This window comes from Guptibacillus hwajinpoensis, from assembly GCF_020171785.1.
Classification (GTDB): domain Bacteria; phylum Bacillota; class Bacilli; order Bacillales; family Guptibacillaceae; genus Guptibacillus; species Guptibacillus sedimenti.
In genome coordinates, this window is the sequence record NZ_JAIVAE010000008.1 from 1 (window position 1) to 13,942 (window position 13,942).

The window sequence follows — 13,942 nt, forward strand, 5'->3', positions numbered from 1 at the left end:
CATGAGTGCGGAGTGATCCAATAATCTTAGGAATAACCAAACAAAAAAGGTTCCGTTCATCAAAAACGATGAACGGAACCTTTTTATCGATTTCAGGCTAGTTATGTCCCAGCCTCTTTTGTTAGTTACTGAATAGCAGAATCAAGCCAATCCGTAATTTCCCCTGCGATCACATCACTATTTTGATCCAACATCATAAGGTGTGAATTACCATTGATCCCTTCTTCAGTTAATTCGATAACGTCTGACGTGCCTTCGTTATCTTTAATAATCTTAGAGGTTGTCTGCACAGCTTCAAGACGAGACACCTGATTTCTTGATTCAAGATAATCGCCATAGACACCGAGATATGGAATGTCTTCATAAGTAGACTTTACTTCAGATTCATCTGTTGGGGATCCGACCGGTTCAATCGCAACAAGACCCTTTACAAGATCAGGACGTTGACGAGCGACCTCATAACCAATTTCACCGCCCATGGAGTGAACAAGAAGAATCGAAGGACCCGTTTTCTCTAGAAGTTGAATCATATTTTCAACTTCCTGACTGTTTCCTCCGCTACTCTTACCGTTCTCATCCCCATTTCCCGATCTACTGCCAGTTTTTCCAGTAACTTCGCTTGAAGAATCATTACTCGCTAGTTTGATTTGCATTGGAATAGAGGAGTAAAATTGATCAAATTGCTCAGCGGGGAATTGGCCATCTTCATAAGCCTCTCCAGGCCCAGAACCTAATCCCCATCGAGACCAAATCGATTCCGAATCCCATTTTGATAATGTTGCTTCGGCTTCCTCTTCGGAAAGTCCCGCACTTGCAAGATCAGATGTATCTACTGTATAGACTGGATAGCCAGCAGCTACAAAATCATACGCCCAGCCATTCCGATCATCTGGCGTGCTTTCATAAATCGAAGCGCCTAATCCAAGGCCTGGCACCATAATAACCGGTGACTTATCCGTATTTTCCGGAATATAGGAATGGATAAGAGACTGATCATTTAACGTTTCTCCAACGTAGAAATCATTCATTTTCTCCAAAGAATAGCTACTTTCATTTCCCTCACTTACAGCTGTATCTGATTCAGCCTCCGGTTCTGAATTTTGACATGCCCCAAGAACCAGCAATGAAGTAACGAATAACGATAGTGTTACATTCTTTTTCATCTACTTTCACCCTTTCTAACCATTCAATCGCCTCAATTCATACAATAACGAATAAATTTCACAAAAATATGGGATAAATGTGTGAAAATGATGTATGTTAGGTGAAAGAAATGAAGTTTAACAGGTATATCTCGTAACGATCTTGCCAGAACGGTAGCCGTTTCAAGATGAATCCTTTAAAATTAAGGGTTGAATCTCCCAAAGAATCAGCGCAAGATTCGATTGAAGACATTAAAAGGACTGTGATAAAAAACATGTTATATATATGGGACGTCGAAAAAATCATTAAAGACACGCTAGACGAGCATCAGCTATCAATTAACTATGAGTTTAACAACGAGCTAGCCGCTCCGATGAGCTATAACGTATCGACCAATACGATTAAGTTTAATTACTTACAAATGAACGGCTATCAAGCAAAAGTGAACTTTAAGCTAAAAGAAACGGAAGAAAACATCGCTTTGATCCTTCTGTATCACGAAATTGGGTACTATTTAGATTTTAAGAAACACCGGCACGACCTTCGCATTTTAATGTATGAAGATGAAGAAGTGCAGCAGGAACTTCTCGCAGAAATTGAAGAAAACGCCTGGGAACAAGGGCGGAAGTTGGTTCCTGACGATTTAAAAGAATCCTATGATCACTTGCGAGAGATCGATCAACAGTTTCAAAACGGACGGTAACGTGAAAAAGGACGAAACCAATTTAGGTATCGTCCTTTTTATATGTTGAGGAATCATTGGTATGCTATTTTGGGTTATTGTTCGATGCTACCAGCTCATTAATTGAACAATCCCAGCACTAATTGAAAGAAGACTAAGTCCTATAAATATTAGCGTTATCTTCTTCTGATTCTCCTTTTCTCTTCCATATAAACAAAGCAGAGCGAGGCGAAGACGGCAATGCTTATACACAGTCGGAACAAACCTTCATGGCCGCCTGTAAACCCAAGCCAGACGATGCTGCTTGCAGCCATAACAGCAATCAGTAGTATTATGACTCTTATGTACTTCATCCTCTTCCTTCTTCCTTATGTTTTCTTCTCACCATTCCTAATGTCACGAACATGCCTCCAACTACCATGGAGACCATGACCGAAATATCGGACTCAGTCGTTTTATTATGAATCACATAAATTGTGACCGTAGTGATCGTCGTCAAACATATGAACAACAGGATCACCAATAAAGATTTCCCTTTCATTTCATTACCTTTTTTTAGATCCTTCTGCCCCTTGCATCTCTTTCAAATAATAGGCCCCCAGAAATAGAAACAGCATCGAACCTAACAAACTAATCAATCCGAGAAACCCGAACCAGTACCCCAATGGATTTAGAGCAGCACTCATCATGAAACAAATAGGTGCAATAGCCGATTTCACCCCGGTTAACCCAGCTCGTTTTCTTCTGGTCACCTGTACATAAATCCCAATAATAAAAACGACTGCAAACACCATCGTTAAGATGATCTCAAGCATTCATTTTCTCCTTTCATCGTTAACCGCTTTCTTTCTTTACGATTAAACAGACGCTATGGTTTCATTTCCGTGCAAACCTCTAACCAAAATTTAACTATATACACAGTATAAGGACGATTTTTTTGGGGATAATTTGAACGATATAGAGAAGGAGGATTTGCCATGAAGAAGGATCCAAACCAACAAAATGAAAAACACGAAGCGGATGAAACACTAACCAACCGTCAAGGTCACCCTGTAACGGATAATCAAAATGTGAGAACAGTTGGCAACCGCGGCCCGACAACGCTTGAAAACTATGATTTCCTTGAAAAAATTAGCCATTTTGATCGAGAACGTACCCCTGAACGAGTTGTGCATGCCCGCGGCGCAGGTGCCCACGGTTATTTTGAATCGTATGGAAAAGTAGGTGATGAACCGATATCAAACTATACACGGGCTAAGGTATTCACTGAGGTTGGCAAACAAACCCCTGTATTCGTCCGGTTCTCCACCGTCGTTCACGGAACTCATTCTCCTGAAACACTGCGTGATCCAAGAGGATTCGCGGTAAAGTTTTATACAGAAGACGGAAACTGGGATTTAGTAGGGAATAACCTAAAGATATTCTTTATACGCGATCCGCTTAAGTTCCCAGATATGGTACACTCCTTTAAACCAGATCCTGTCACAAATAGGCAAGATATGGAGCGGATGTTTGATTTCCTTTGTCAAACCCCTGAATCGATGCAAATGGTCACGTTCCTTTTCTCACCCTGGGGTATTCCAGCAAACTTCCGACATATGCAAGGATCTGGTGTTCACGCCTACAAATGGGTCAACAAAGAAGGTAAAGCTGTCCTAGTGAAGTACCACTGGGAGCCTATACAAGGAATCCGTAACCTTACTCAAGAAGAAGCGGATCAGATTCAATCTACGAACTTTAACCATGCGACACAGGATCTGTATGAAGCAATTGAAAATGGAGATTTCCCTGAATGGGAACTTTACGTTCAGATTATGGAAGATGGGGAACATCCTGAATTAGACTTTGACCCACTAGACCCTACAAAGCTCTGGTACAAAGAAGACGTTCCGTGGCACAAAGTAGGAAAAATGGTTTTAAATAAGAACCCAGAAAACTATTTTGCTGAAGTGGAACAGGCGGCATTTGGTACAGGCGTTCTTGTTGATGGACTAGATTTCTCTGATGATAAACTGCTTCAAGGACGAACGTATTCGTATTCCGATACACAGAGATATCGCGTCGGCTCAAACTACCTACAGTTACCGATTAATAAACCAGCAAAACATGTTGCAACGAATGAAAGTGCGGGACAAATGGATTTTCGGCAAGACTATGCAGAACATCAAAATCCTCATGTCAATTATGAGCCTTCCTTAATTGGTGGACTAAAAGAAGCGGTTAATCCGGGAAAAGAATATGAACCATACGTCGAAGGAAAGCTACAACGAAATAAGATATCAAGAGAAAACAACTTTGGACAAGCGGGTGAAACGTATCGAAGAATGAAGGATTGGGAACGAGATGATTTGATCTCAAATCTTGTCATTGCATTAGGAGATTGTCGAGAAGAAATTCAAGAACGAATGATTTCGATGTTAACGGAATGTGATAAGGATTATGGGAAGCGTGTCGCGGAAGGTCTGAAATCATTCTCTACTTCTACCGAAGAGAAGATGGATGAAGCTGTTCAGAATGCCGAGGAAAGAAGTCATCCTTCTGATCCTTATTAATCAATTTCGAAAGTTTTTGGAGATAGCTTCACTTCGTTTTGAAAGCGACAGCTCCTATTAAATACTCATTTGCCCATGCCCTTTTCATTGACTTTCAAACTAAACCGAGCTATAGTAATCTTAACAAGGGGAGTAGCGACCGGTAACGGCTGATGAGTCATCAATACGGTATTTTTATACCTGGTTCATCGGGCTAAGATTTTAGTACGCAAGACCTTGGTACAATTTTGTTGTGCCAGGGTTTTTTTGTATGCGCTGGCGGAGAGGAGTAACATATGATTATATTAATCTTTCTTCTTGCAGCAGCCGTCGTTGTCGGTGCCGCTATTTACCTGAATCAGTTCGGTGATGTCATTAGTAAGAAGTCATCTTTAAGTGGAGCTGTTGTCGGGACATTCCTTATTGCAGGGGCAACATCTTTACCTGAATTAACAACGAGTCTAACAGCCGTTTATATCGATAACCCTGATATTGCGGTTGGAAATATGCTTGGAAGTAACGTCTTTAACCTTTTAATTCTAGCAGTTGTTGACTTGATTTACAGAAGACGGAGATTATTTCAAAAGGTAAACACGAAGGCAAACGTACCTTCCGCTCTCATCGGTCTTCTTTTTCTCGTCATATTAATTGTTTCGCTGTTAATACCAGGCTCTATTTCCATCTTTGGAATTGGCATTGAGATGATTGTCATTGTTTTCTTATATGTTCTATCGATGAAGTACATCTCAGGTGATGATGGTGAACAAGAAGACATTCCTACGAAAGATATCTCGCTGCGTACGGCTGTCATTGGTTTTATTGTTGCGGCTTTAATTGTTTTCGTGTCAGGTAGTATTCTTTCCATTGCAGGAGATCGCTTAGCTGAAGCAACGGGTATGAATGCAAGCTTTGTAGGTAGTTTTCTCATCGCTGCCTCGACATCTTTACCAGAGCTCGTAACAGTACTCGCAGCTTTTAAACTAGCAAACTATAATATGGCAATTGGTTCGATACTTGGTAGTAACTTATTCAATATCCAACTTCTCGCCCTCACGGATTTGCTTTACCGAGATGGCCCTATCCTTGCTGCAGTGGATATGTCTCATATCTTTATCGCTTTCCTCGGTCTCTTGATGACGATCGTGATTATGTACTTGCTCCTTCGCCCATCAACTGTGCGTAGTTCATGGCGCTATGCTGCTCCATCGCTCGTCATGGCTCTACTCTATGTCGTTGTTTCATATGTTTTATTCTAAAAAAGAAAGCGTGCTGACACGATGTCAGCACGCTTTCTTCAGTTCTTCTCTTAATCACGAAAGCCACCATCTGAGTGAATAATCTGCCCCGTTATCCATCTCGCTGCATCACTCGCTAGAAAACTCACTAATCGTGCTGCATCTTCCGGTAGTCCAATTCGTCCGGTAGGGAACTTAGGTTTTAAGAAGTCCTGCGTCGCTCGATCCATTGCCCCTGTATTCGTAGGACCGGGGTCAATCGCATTGACCGTGATATCATCGGAAGCGACCTCGGTTGCAAACGAAGTCGTAAAAGCAGAAATCGCCCCTTTGGTCGTAATATAGGGAAGATTCCCAGGCTGAGGACTTTTGTCCTGACCTGAAACAAAATTGATAATACGTCCGCCGAGAACGTCCTTTTTTAATTGTTTTGCAAATGCAACCGACAGCATACACGTTCCTCTCACATTTACCGCATAATGTGAATCCAAAACGTCTGAGGTTAATTCTTCATGACTCATTTCGACACAATGGGTGGCATTGTTCACTAGAATGGAAAGCCGTCCTCGCATTTTTAACACGCGTTCCAATAGTTGAGCCGGGGCATCGCTTTTGCTTAAATCCAGTTCCATCGATTCCACACTCACACCATGGTCCCTTAACTCGTTTTCAAATACCTCGGCCCAGTTCGCTTCTGCATCGTTGTACCCCGTTTTATAATCATATGGTGAAAAATGTGTAAAAAATAGATTGTAGCCTTCCCGAGCTAGTTCACGACAAAGCGCAGCGCCTATCCCGTTCGGACGGCTTGCACCAGTGACAATAGCAATTCGTCTCTCTTGATTCATGTTTTCTTCCTCCCTAATGAAGGAAAACCCGCACACTCGTGAAAGGAGATGATCATAAAAAATGACAGAACCTTCTTCAGGTATCTGGCAAGTTCGTTTAATCAATCGTGAACGTGGTAAACCTCCTGTCTTCGTTACAATGACAGACCTATCCCATTCTCTGAAATAGGTTAATCAATTGTTCAACGTTTACAGGATTTGTCCACACATGTTCACAGTCCCCTTTCCACTCATCTCCAATTTAACTATACCAATACGCCTCTCTAAAAAACAAGAAAATTCAGTCACTTATGTTAAAGGCGTCTATTTTGTTTTTTATACATCTGACAATACCTTCAATTCAAGAATTATTAGTTTGAAATAGTTTAGGTAGGGTATTGAAAAAACTACCACTTACAAAATAAGGAGAAACGACATGAAAACTCAAAAGCAGATCATTCAACGACTAGTCGAGAAAGATCAAAACTCATTGAATGAATTGTATGATACGTATATTTTTCACCTTTCACGCCTACTCACAAATTCCGGCACTGACCCTAACGATCATGAGCAAATCATTACCCATCTTTTCCACATGATCTGGTCTTCTCCGAGTATCCTCAGCCAAGAAAAACACTTTTCTATTGCCATCACAAAGCTCTGCCTTACATTATCAAAAGCACCTTTTGCTACCGTTTCCTCAGCACGTGGTTGAACAGTTCTGGTGTCATTTTTCCTTCTTTTTAAAATGGGACTTCTCCCCTTTTTACTTCTCAACTTTCGGCCTGTTACACAATTGTTATTTTCAAAAACGTAATTAAGTTCGTGGATTTTGTAAAAGGTTGTTATAATGGTTTTATAACATATGTAAAGGTATCGACTATCCTGTCGCTGCTAAACTGTTCCCACCTAAAAGATGCCATCATCATGGACGCATATAAGAGTGGATGAAATGATACACACTACTAAAATAAGAACGAATTTAGGTGTCGAGAGGAGCATATTTGCATGCAACGTAACAAAGAACTTCATCAATTTTTATTAACAAAAGCAGAACAGCTAACTGAAGATTGGTATGCGTCATTAGACAAGAGTGGAACGGGCGTCTATGCCTCAACTGATCCTGAAGTGATTCGTGAATTAAAATCACAAAATTTCGAGTTTCATCAGCACTTATGCAAAATATTTATCATGGAGAAAAGCGCTTTTTTTGCTGAATTTGATGATTGGGTCCAAGAAATTGGACGGGATCCTGAACACTTAAATACGCCTACTCATCTTATTATGAAAGAATTCCAGCGCGTACGCGAACAATACATGGATTTTATCGAAGAGTATTCCAAAATAACGGAAGACCTCGTGTCACAAAAAAGTCTTGATATCTGGAAATACGCCATCATTGAAGCGATTGATGTTGTGATGACGCGTGTCGTAGAGGAGAAATCTAAGCATTTAAATTCTCGCATTGAGGAACAGCAGCAAACGATTAATGAACTTAGCTCCCCGCTCATCGACCTTCCTGATGGAAAGGCGCTTCTTCCACTTGTTGGTGACATTGATTCGGATCGAGCAACAGCTATTTTCGAAAATACGCTAGAAGGCTGTACAACGAAGCGAGTTGACCACCTTTTCATTGATTTGTCGGGGGTCTACCTTGTTGACACAAGAGTCGCGCAACAAATATTCCAGTTAATCACAGGACTCAAATTAATTGGAGTAACGGCAACCTTATCCGGTATTCGACCAGAAATTGCACAAACGGCAGTTCAGCTTGGAATTGATTTTGGTGAAATACGCATTACATCGAACCTTGCTCAGGCTATTTCTTCGGAAGCAACGTTAACAAGAGATTAAACCTTATGTGTTTGTATATGAAAGCCGTGTCTTGTTCCCCCTGGGAATGAGATACGGTTTTTTTGTTCTCCTATTTAATTATGACATTATTCTAAACCCACTGTTTAGGATCGGAGCAATCATATGAAATCGATTTATTGAAGCACAAAAGTATAGATGATTTTCAATAAGCCATTTATGGGTAAGAATAGAATTACATTTTTAGGATAAAACAATATAGAAGAATTCTATATGTAGGAGGTGTTTCCAATCGGATTTATTTGGAGTTTAATCATTGGCGGTATTATTGGTTGGCTTGCTGGTGCAATTACGGGTCGAGATGTTCCGGGTGGAATTATAGGAAATATCATTGCTGGATTTGTTGGTGCTTGGCTAGGTACGCTTATCCTTGGTAGCTGGGGACCAGATATTGGTGGATTCAACATTATCCCCGCTATTATAGGAGCAATTATTTTAGTGTTAATCGTGAGCTTTATTATGGGAAAAGCCCGTAGTAAAAGTGAATCTTAGTTAAGTGTAAGATTCGAATTTTTTTAGAGACAAAAAGGAAAGAGGCGCCCGTTTCAATGGAAACGGCGCTTCTTTTATTTTTAGACCTTATGCTTTTCGCAGAATCTTTTCCATCGATTTTCCCTTTGCTAACTCATCAACAAGCTTATCCAAATAGCGAATTTCGCGCATAGTTGGTTCTTCAATATCCTCCACTCTTACACCACAGACCACACCCTTAATCAACGCCCGTGAAGGATTGAGTTGAGGTGCTTCCGCAAAGAATGTCTCAAAGTCTGTCTTGTTTTCCAGCTGAGTTTCTAGCTCTCTCTGGCTATACCCAGTTAACCAACGGAAAATTTCATCAACTTCTGTTTTCGTACGTCCTTTTTTTTCTGCCTTTGTAATATAGTGAGGATAGACACTCGCAACACTCATCGTATAGATCTTATGTTTGGTCATGAGAAATCCTTCCTTTCGCAAAATTACGATTACTGATTTTTTAATTGTATCATTCATATAAAATTAGTTTTTATTCAATAGTTCAAAACAAAAGAGCGATGCATCGAAGTACATCGCTCTTTTTCATCCTGCCAATAATAAATGAAGTGTATTTACGAGTTATACGACCTACTCTGTTTCATATACTTCTTCAACTGCCAGCTATTTGTCAGAACACCAAGAAAGCCAGTAACTGCGATGATCGCCGAAAGTTTCGTTGAAGATAATATGGTCCAGCCAAATAAGGAGGTTAGCCCTGCACAAAATAGAAAAAAAGAGCCAATCATCGCCACACCGTTGTAAAATCCATTCTTCATGTTAGACTCCGTACGCGCATCTTTACTGATTGTTTTGAACTTCCTTATCCGTTGGCAAAATGATCGCTGCCGCAATATAGATGAGCACGAAGAGCCCCGAAGTGAAAAGAGAAAGTGCAAAATAAGCAATTCTTAGCATGCTTGCATCAATGTTAAAGATTTCACTTGCGCCTCCAAGAACACCTGAAAGCTGCTTGTTCGTTGTGGACTTATAAAATTTCTTCATAATAATAGCCTCCATTCGTTTCTTCTATTATTTACGAATTACTTACTAGAAAGTTTCAACTTCCCCTTATTTTTTATAGTTCAAACACAAGATGAACGGTCGTTCCCACACCTGGCGTACTTACATAAATAATTTCCCCATTCATCGCTTGGACGATGCTATGAGAAACCATCATTCCAAGTCCTGTTCCCTTTTCTTTTGTTGTAAAAAAAGGCTGCCCCATTCGGCTTAATTGCTCTTCCGTCATACCAATTCCCGTGTCCGCTATACTAATTTCCAGTTTTTCCTTTTCTATTTTTGTCGTAACTGTAAGCGTCCCCCCGTCTGGCATTGCTTCAATCGCATTTTTAAAAATGTTCATCAAACACTGCTGAAATTTGCGCTTTTCTGATTGAATGATGGTTGGTGGAAGATCGATTTTCGTCGTAATGGTCACATCTTTTAACGTAGCGAGAGGAGTAATAACACTTACACTATAGGCAATTTCGCTTGCAACATCAATTTCCTCTACATCTTCAGGAAACGGTTTTGCGAAGGTTAAATAATCATTAATGATTTCAGTCGCTCGATCGAGTTCATTTATCGCAAGTTCCATATATTCTTTCGTTTGTTTGCTTTTAAGGTCACTTTCAATTAACTGAAGAAACCCTCGACTAACGGTTAATGGATTTCGAACTTCGTGAGAAATACTAGCAGCTAGATGACTGACGACTTCTAACTTCTGACCTTCCATCACCGACTGCAATAATTTAAACTGACTTAGAAAAACTTCGTAGACAAGCGTAGCTAGTAGCAATCCTAAAAGACTAGTTAGATTAAATAGAACCCAAGAAGAGGTATAAATTTGCGTGTCAAAGAATGTTAAGGAAATGATTGTAGAGGATACACCTACCATCAAATCGATACTTGCTGCGACGAGAAGTTTTTTCTTCAAACTGTAGTTAAGAAAATTCGAGGAAACAACGGAAGCAACAATTGTAAGAAGCGTAAAAGAGAGCAAGGTTGAATAAAAACCAGTACCTCCTAACGTAAATCGATAGGTCAGTGTGATAAAGAGATACGAAAACGCGACCCACTTACCTCCGTATAGTGCACCGAGAATAAAAGGTATCCTTCTAAAATCTAAGATGAAATTATCATCAACCACAACGGGATAAACCATACACAATATAATCGCTACGCCAGGAAATAATGTAAGTAGCCAACCGGACGATTTTTTCAAGAAATTTGTTTGCTTTAGTAGGTATAGAATTTGAATAATACTTAGCGGGGCGAAAACGAGCAAGAGATTTAGAAGTAGATTTTTGGCTGTTAGTAGCATTGAAAGCATCACCACACTTTTGAAATTAGTAAGTTAGTCATAGTAAAAATTCTTTTTTTATACCTGAAGTCCTCTTTATTTCCCACATGTATTTTATTGCCATTATTTGTTTTGCTACTCATTCCTATCAAGAACGGATAAAAATGTTAAAAAAGTGAGACGTTAAGAAAGCTGTTCCATCCTTTTCTAGATAAGCAGGTGGTTTCATGGTCGAAATTCTAATTGCTCTCATACCCGCAGTCATGTGGGGAAGTATTCTACTTGTTAGCACAAAGCTTGGCGGTGAACCCTACAACCAGGTTGTTGGTACCACTATTGGTGCCCTTCTCTTTTCGATTGTGGTGTACTTTTTTACTACGCCCAATTTTACAACAGCCGCTTTAATCGTTGGCTTTATATCAGGCTTGTTTTGGTCTGTCGGCCAAATGAATCAATTCAAAGCCGTCGCCTTTCTTGGCGTATCAAAAACACTCCCCATTTCGACTGGACTTCAGCTTGTCGGTACTTCTTTATTCGGAGTTATTGCATTTGGCGAGTGGTCATCTACGACAAAGCTAACAATCGGAATCGGGGCACTCGTTCTCATTGTAGCCGGGGTAATTTTCACGTCTTATGAGAAGTCTGAAGAAGGGGAAGCGGAAGGAAAAAGTGATTTAGCAAAAGGTTTAACGATCTTACTGCTTTCAACTGTGGGATATGTCGGCTACGTGGTAATCATCAGGTGGTTTTCCATCGACGGTTGGACCGCTATTCTCCCCCAAGCCATTGGCATGGTCGTTGGCGCACTTCTGCAAAGTATTCATCATAAACCCTTTAACAAATATACGCTTCGAAACGGGATACCTGGTCTCATGTGGGCGAGTGGAAATCTTGCTCTTCTCCTCTCCATTCCTCGCGTCGGGACGGCGACTAGCTTTTCGCTTAGTCAAACCGGTATTATCATTTCGACTCTTGGCGGAATTTTTCTACTAGGTGAACGAAAAACAAAAAAACAACTCATATTTGTTATTCTCGGATCCATTCTGATAATTATCGGGGGCGTTATGCTTGGCTTCACGAAAAAATAAGGAGGTTCGCACAAGTGGTGTATAAAGAGTTACATGGAAAAGTGGCGATTGTTACCGGAGCCGCTTCTGGTCTTGGAAAAGCAATTGCGATTCGCTTTGGTAAGGAAGGGATGAAAGTCGTCGTAAATTATTTATCACAAGAAGAAGAGGCTACAAAAGCTGTGGAGGAAATCAAACGTTCTGCTGGAGAAGCAATAGCGGTACAAGCAGATGTTTCAAAAGAAGCGGACGTTGAGAAGTTAATCACGGCTGCACATAAGAGTTATGGAACGCTGAATGTGATGATGAACAATGCTGGCATTCAAAAAGAAATCCCTTCACATGAAATGACGCTAGATGATTGGAATCAAGTGATCTCGGTTAATCTCTCCGGGACGTTTCTCGGCTCTACAAAAGCGATTAACTATATGATCAAACATCAAATTAAAGGATCGATTATCAACATGTCTAGCGTTCATGAAGTTGTTCCATGGCCCCACTTTGTTCATTATGCTTCAAGCAAAGGTGGTATGAAGATGCTTACTCAGACGCTTGCGCTTGAATATGCGCCATACGGCATCCGTGTGAATAACATTGGTCCCGGTGCTATCAATACGCCTATTAATAAAGAAAAATTTTCAGATCCTAAGACGAAGAAAGACGTGCTCTCTATGATCCCAATGAAAGAAATCGGAGAGCCAGCTCAAATCGCTTCAATTGCTGCTTTCTTAGCCTCTGATGAAGCAAGTTATGTAACGGGAATTACCCTATTTGCAGACGGTGGAATGAAACTTTATCCCGCTTTTCAGGCTGGGAGAGGCTAAGGATAACAGTGCTATTCCTCCTTTACTGACAAGCATATAGATCGAGCTCTTTATTCCACTTTATAACCGTACATTCATATGTCATGCCGATTCTCTTCGCTACTTTGAGCGAAGCTTTATTTTGTGGATCAATTAATGAAATAAGCTTGGAAAGCCCTAACTCATTGAAGGCATATTTCTTACAAGCGAAAGCTGCTTCCGTCGCATACCCTTTTCCCCAGTGTTGTTTGGCAAAAAGGTAACCGAGCTCGACTTCAACACCGTGAACTAATTTTTGTAGAACTAGGCCACACTGTCCTAGAACCTGACCACTTCCTTTGTCTTCAACAATCCACATTCCAAAACCATAGACTTTGTAGTGATGTAATGTCCACTCGATCCACTTCACGGTATCATTTCGATTCTTACAGGACGGATAGTACTTCATCACTTCTTTATCTGAGAAAATTTCAAGAAGGGAATCCACGTCTTCCGATACCATTTTTCGTAAAACAAGTCGTTCTGTCGAAAAGATGGGCGCTTTCATTTATCCTTTCACCTCTTCCGCATCAAAAAAGAGTTACAATCAATTTCTGATAGTAACTCCCCCTTCCATTAGCTTATACGTCTAGTCAGAAAACATTCCTTCCATTAGGAGGACGCTCACTCTCTTCCTCATCCTGATCGTTTGTTAAAGAGCTTTTCCGTGCCGATTATGCTGTTCATATTCCCCAAATTCCATCGCCTCCAATATGGCTTCTTCTGAAAAGCCTGTCAGTATGGAAATTTGTCGTATGTCACATGCCTTTTCCTGATGCTGCTTAATGAATTGAATGGCTACCATTGCCTGATACAAGACTTTTGTGTATTTGCTTAATAGCTGTTGACTCATCGAGCGTCGGCCACTTCCTCTCCTGGATGAGAGTAGAGAGGAGCATCTCTCCCTTATACTTAAACCTACCACTCT

The 13,942-nt window shown here is 40.6% G+C and carries 18 protein-coding genes; 8 read left to right on the forward strand and 10 right to left on the reverse strand.

The features are described from left to right. Positions 1-125: 125 nt before the first annotated feature. Positions 126-1,163, reverse strand: a complete 1,038-nt coding sequence (locus tag LCL91_RS12360) for a hypothetical protein (RefSeq protein WP_224882786.1) — start codon at positions 1,161-1,163, stop codon at positions 126-128. Positions 1,164-1,417: 254 nt separating this feature from the next. Between LCL91_RS12360 and LCL91_RS12365 the strand changes: the two genes are divergently transcribed. Continuing rightward, positions 1,418-1,846, forward strand: coding sequence for a hypothetical protein (locus tag LCL91_RS12365; RefSeq protein WP_224882788.1), 429 nt, complete (start codon positions 1,418-1,420; stop codon positions 1,844-1,846). A gap of 155 nt (positions 1,847-2,001) precedes the next feature. Here LCL91_RS12365 and LCL91_RS12370 read toward each other — a convergent pair whose 3' ends face one another. Both LCL91_RS12370 and LCL91_RS12375 read right to left on the reverse strand, forming a co-directional pair. Continuing rightward, complete coding sequence (locus LCL91_RS12370) at positions 2,002-2,178, reverse strand: hypothetical protein (protein ID WP_224882791.1); 177 nt, start codon at positions 2,176-2,178, stop codon at positions 2,002-2,004. 192 nt (positions 2,179-2,370) lie between these two features. After that, positions 2,371-2,640, reverse strand: a complete 270-nt coding sequence (locus LCL91_RS12375; RefSeq protein ID WP_224882792.1) for a hypothetical protein — start codon at positions 2,638-2,640, stop codon at positions 2,371-2,373. A gap of 162 nt (positions 2,641-2,802) precedes the next feature. On the opposite strand from LCL91_RS12375, the gene LCL91_RS12380 reads away from it, so the two are divergent. Continuing rightward, positions 2,803-4,377, forward strand: coding sequence for a catalase (locus LCL91_RS12380; RefSeq protein ID WP_224882793.1), 1,575 nt, complete (start codon positions 2,803-2,805; stop codon positions 4,375-4,377). A 275-nt stretch (positions 4,378-4,652) separates the two neighbouring features. Further along, positions 4,653-5,612, forward strand: coding sequence for a sodium:calcium antiporter (locus LCL91_RS12385; RefSeq protein WP_224882794.1), 960 nt, complete (start codon positions 4,653-4,655; stop codon positions 5,610-5,612). Between the two features lie 50 nt (positions 5,613-5,662). On the opposite strand, the gene LCL91_RS12390 is transcribed toward LCL91_RS12385, so the two are convergent. Further along, a complete protein-coding gene (locus LCL91_RS12390; RefSeq protein WP_224882795.1) occupies positions 5,663-6,439 on the reverse strand; it encodes an SDR family oxidoreductase in 777 nt (258 codons plus the stop codon). Between the two features lie 415 nt (positions 6,440-6,854). On the opposite strand from LCL91_RS12390, the gene LCL91_RS12395 reads away from it, so the two are divergent. The 3 genes from LCL91_RS12395 (at position 6,855) to LCL91_RS12405 (ending at position 8,782) form a co-directional block, all read left to right on the forward strand. Then, positions 6,855-7,133, forward strand: coding sequence for a hypothetical protein (locus LCL91_RS12395; RefSeq protein WP_224882796.1), 279 nt, complete (start codon positions 6,855-6,857; stop codon positions 7,131-7,133). Between the two features lie 293 nt (positions 7,134-7,426). Continuing rightward, positions 7,427-8,272, forward strand: a complete 846-nt coding sequence (locus LCL91_RS12400) for an STAS domain-containing protein (RefSeq protein WP_224882797.1) — start codon at positions 7,427-7,429, stop codon at positions 8,270-8,272. Positions 8,273-8,521: 249 nt separating this feature from the next. Continuing rightward, positions 8,522-8,782, forward strand: a complete 261-nt coding sequence (locus LCL91_RS12405) for a GlsB/YeaQ/YmgE family stress response membrane protein (RefSeq protein ID WP_166001938.1) — start codon at positions 8,522-8,524, stop codon at positions 8,780-8,782. Between the two features lie 87 nt (positions 8,783-8,869). Here LCL91_RS12405 and LCL91_RS12410 read toward each other — a convergent pair whose 3' ends face one another. The 4 genes from LCL91_RS12410 to LCL91_RS12425 form a co-directional block, all read right to left on the reverse strand. After that, positions 8,870-9,223 (reverse strand): DUF2200 domain-containing protein, encoded by a 354-nt coding sequence (locus LCL91_RS12410; protein WP_224882798.1) that lies wholly within the window; start codon positions 9,221-9,223, stop codon positions 8,870-8,872. 152 nt (positions 9,224-9,375) lie between these two features. Next, the gene (locus tag LCL91_RS12415) at positions 9,376-9,579 is read right to left on the reverse strand and encodes a hypothetical protein (protein WP_224882800.1); all 204 of its coding nucleotides are present in this window, start codon (positions 9,577-9,579) and stop codon (positions 9,376-9,378) included. 22 nt (positions 9,580-9,601) lie between these two features. Next, positions 9,602-9,805, reverse strand: coding sequence for a PspC domain-containing protein (locus tag LCL91_RS12420; RefSeq protein ID WP_098442597.1), 204 nt, complete (start codon positions 9,803-9,805; stop codon positions 9,602-9,604). A 73-nt stretch (positions 9,806-9,878) separates the two neighbouring features. Further along, positions 9,879-11,126: an ATP-binding protein gene (locus LCL91_RS12425; RefSeq protein ID WP_224882803.1), complete on the reverse strand. Its 1,248-nt coding sequence runs from the start codon at positions 11,124-11,126 to the stop codon at positions 9,879-9,881. A gap of 206 nt (positions 11,127-11,332) precedes the next feature. Between LCL91_RS12425 and LCL91_RS12430 the strand changes: the two genes are divergently transcribed. Together LCL91_RS12430 and LCL91_RS12435 are read left to right on the forward strand one after the other, a co-directional pair. Further along, positions 11,333-12,193, forward strand: a complete 861-nt coding sequence (locus LCL91_RS12430) for a GRP family sugar transporter (RefSeq protein ID WP_224882805.1) — start codon at positions 11,333-11,335, stop codon at positions 12,191-12,193. A 17-nt stretch (positions 12,194-12,210) separates the two neighbouring features. Beyond that, the gene (locus LCL91_RS12435) at positions 12,211-12,996 is read left to right on the forward strand and encodes a glucose-1-dehydrogenase (RefSeq protein WP_224883197.1); all 786 of its coding nucleotides are present in this window, start codon (positions 12,211-12,213) and stop codon (positions 12,994-12,996) included. 22 nt (positions 12,997-13,018) lie between these two features. Here LCL91_RS12435 and LCL91_RS12440 read toward each other — a convergent pair whose 3' ends face one another. Together LCL91_RS12440 and LCL91_RS12445 are read right to left on the reverse strand one after the other, a co-directional pair. Continuing rightward, positions 13,019-13,522: a GNAT family N-acetyltransferase gene (locus LCL91_RS12440; protein ID WP_224882807.1), complete on the reverse strand. Its 504-nt coding sequence runs from the start codon at positions 13,520-13,522 to the stop codon at positions 13,019-13,021. Positions 13,523-13,666: 144 nt separating this feature from the next. Next, positions 13,667-13,867 carry a hypothetical protein gene (locus LCL91_RS12445; RefSeq protein WP_166000429.1) on the reverse strand — a complete coding sequence of 67 codons (201 nt, stop codon included), beginning with the start codon at positions 13,865-13,867 and terminating at the stop codon, positions 13,667-13,669. Positions 13,868-13,942 lie beyond the last annotated feature (75 nt).

What these genes read in the sequence shown, in the direction of transcription:
- LCL91_RS12415 (WP_224882800.1), bottom strand. Translation starts at nt 9,579, where the DNA reads ATGAAGAATGGATTTTACAACGGTGTGGCGATGATTGGCTCTTTTTTT.
- LCL91_RS12385 (WP_224882794.1), top strand. Translation starts at nt 4,653, where the DNA reads ATGATTATATTAATCTTTCTTCTTGCAGCAGCCGTCGTTGTCGGTGCC.
- LCL91_RS12390 (WP_224882795.1), bottom strand. Translation starts at nt 6,439, where the DNA reads ATGAATCAAGAGAGACGAATTGCTATTGTCACTGGTGCAAGCCGTCCG.
- LCL91_RS12410 (WP_224882798.1), bottom strand. Translation starts at nt 9,223, where the DNA reads ATGACCAAACATAAGATCTATACGATGAGTGTTGCGAGTGTCTATCCT.
- LCL91_RS12380 (WP_224882793.1), top strand. Translation starts at nt 2,803, where the DNA reads ATGAAGAAGGATCCAAACCAACAAAATGAAAAACACGAAGCGGATGAA.
- LCL91_RS12425 (WP_224882803.1), bottom strand. Translation starts at nt 11,126, where the DNA reads ATGCTACTAACAGCCAAAAATCTACTTCTAAATCTCTTGCTCGTTTTC.
- LCL91_RS12440 (WP_224882807.1), bottom strand. Translation starts at nt 13,522, where the DNA reads ATGAAAGCGCCCATCTTTTCGACAGAACGACTTGTTTTACGAAAAATG.
- LCL91_RS12360 (WP_224882786.1), bottom strand. Translation starts at nt 1,163, where the DNA reads ATGAAAAAGAATGTAACACTATCGTTATTCGTTACTTCATTGCTGGTT.
- LCL91_RS12370 (WP_224882791.1), bottom strand. Translation starts at nt 2,178, where the DNA reads ATGAAGTACATAAGAGTCATAATACTACTGATTGCTGTTATGGCTGCA.
- LCL91_RS12445 (WP_166000429.1), bottom strand. Translation starts at nt 13,867, where the DNA reads ATGAGTCAACAGCTATTAAGCAAATACACAAAAGTCTTGTATCAGGCA.
- LCL91_RS12430 (WP_224882805.1), top strand. Translation starts at nt 11,333, where the DNA reads ATGGTCGAAATTCTAATTGCTCTCATACCCGCAGTCATGTGGGGAAGT.
- LCL91_RS12395 (WP_224882796.1), top strand. Translation starts at nt 6,855, where the DNA reads ATGAAAACTCAAAAGCAGATCATTCAACGACTAGTCGAGAAAGATCAA.
- LCL91_RS12365 (WP_224882788.1), top strand. Translation starts at nt 1,418, where the DNA reads ATGTTATATATATGGGACGTCGAAAAAATCATTAAAGACACGCTAGAC.
- LCL91_RS12420 (WP_098442597.1), bottom strand. Translation starts at nt 9,805, where the DNA reads ATGAAGAAATTTTATAAGTCCACAACGAACAAGCAGCTTTCAGGTGTT.
- LCL91_RS12400 (WP_224882797.1), top strand. Translation starts at nt 7,427, where the DNA reads ATGCAACGTAACAAAGAACTTCATCAATTTTTATTAACAAAAGCAGAA.
- LCL91_RS12375 (WP_224882792.1), bottom strand. Translation starts at nt 2,640, where the DNA reads ATGCTTGAGATCATCTTAACGATGGTGTTTGCAGTCGTTTTTATTATT.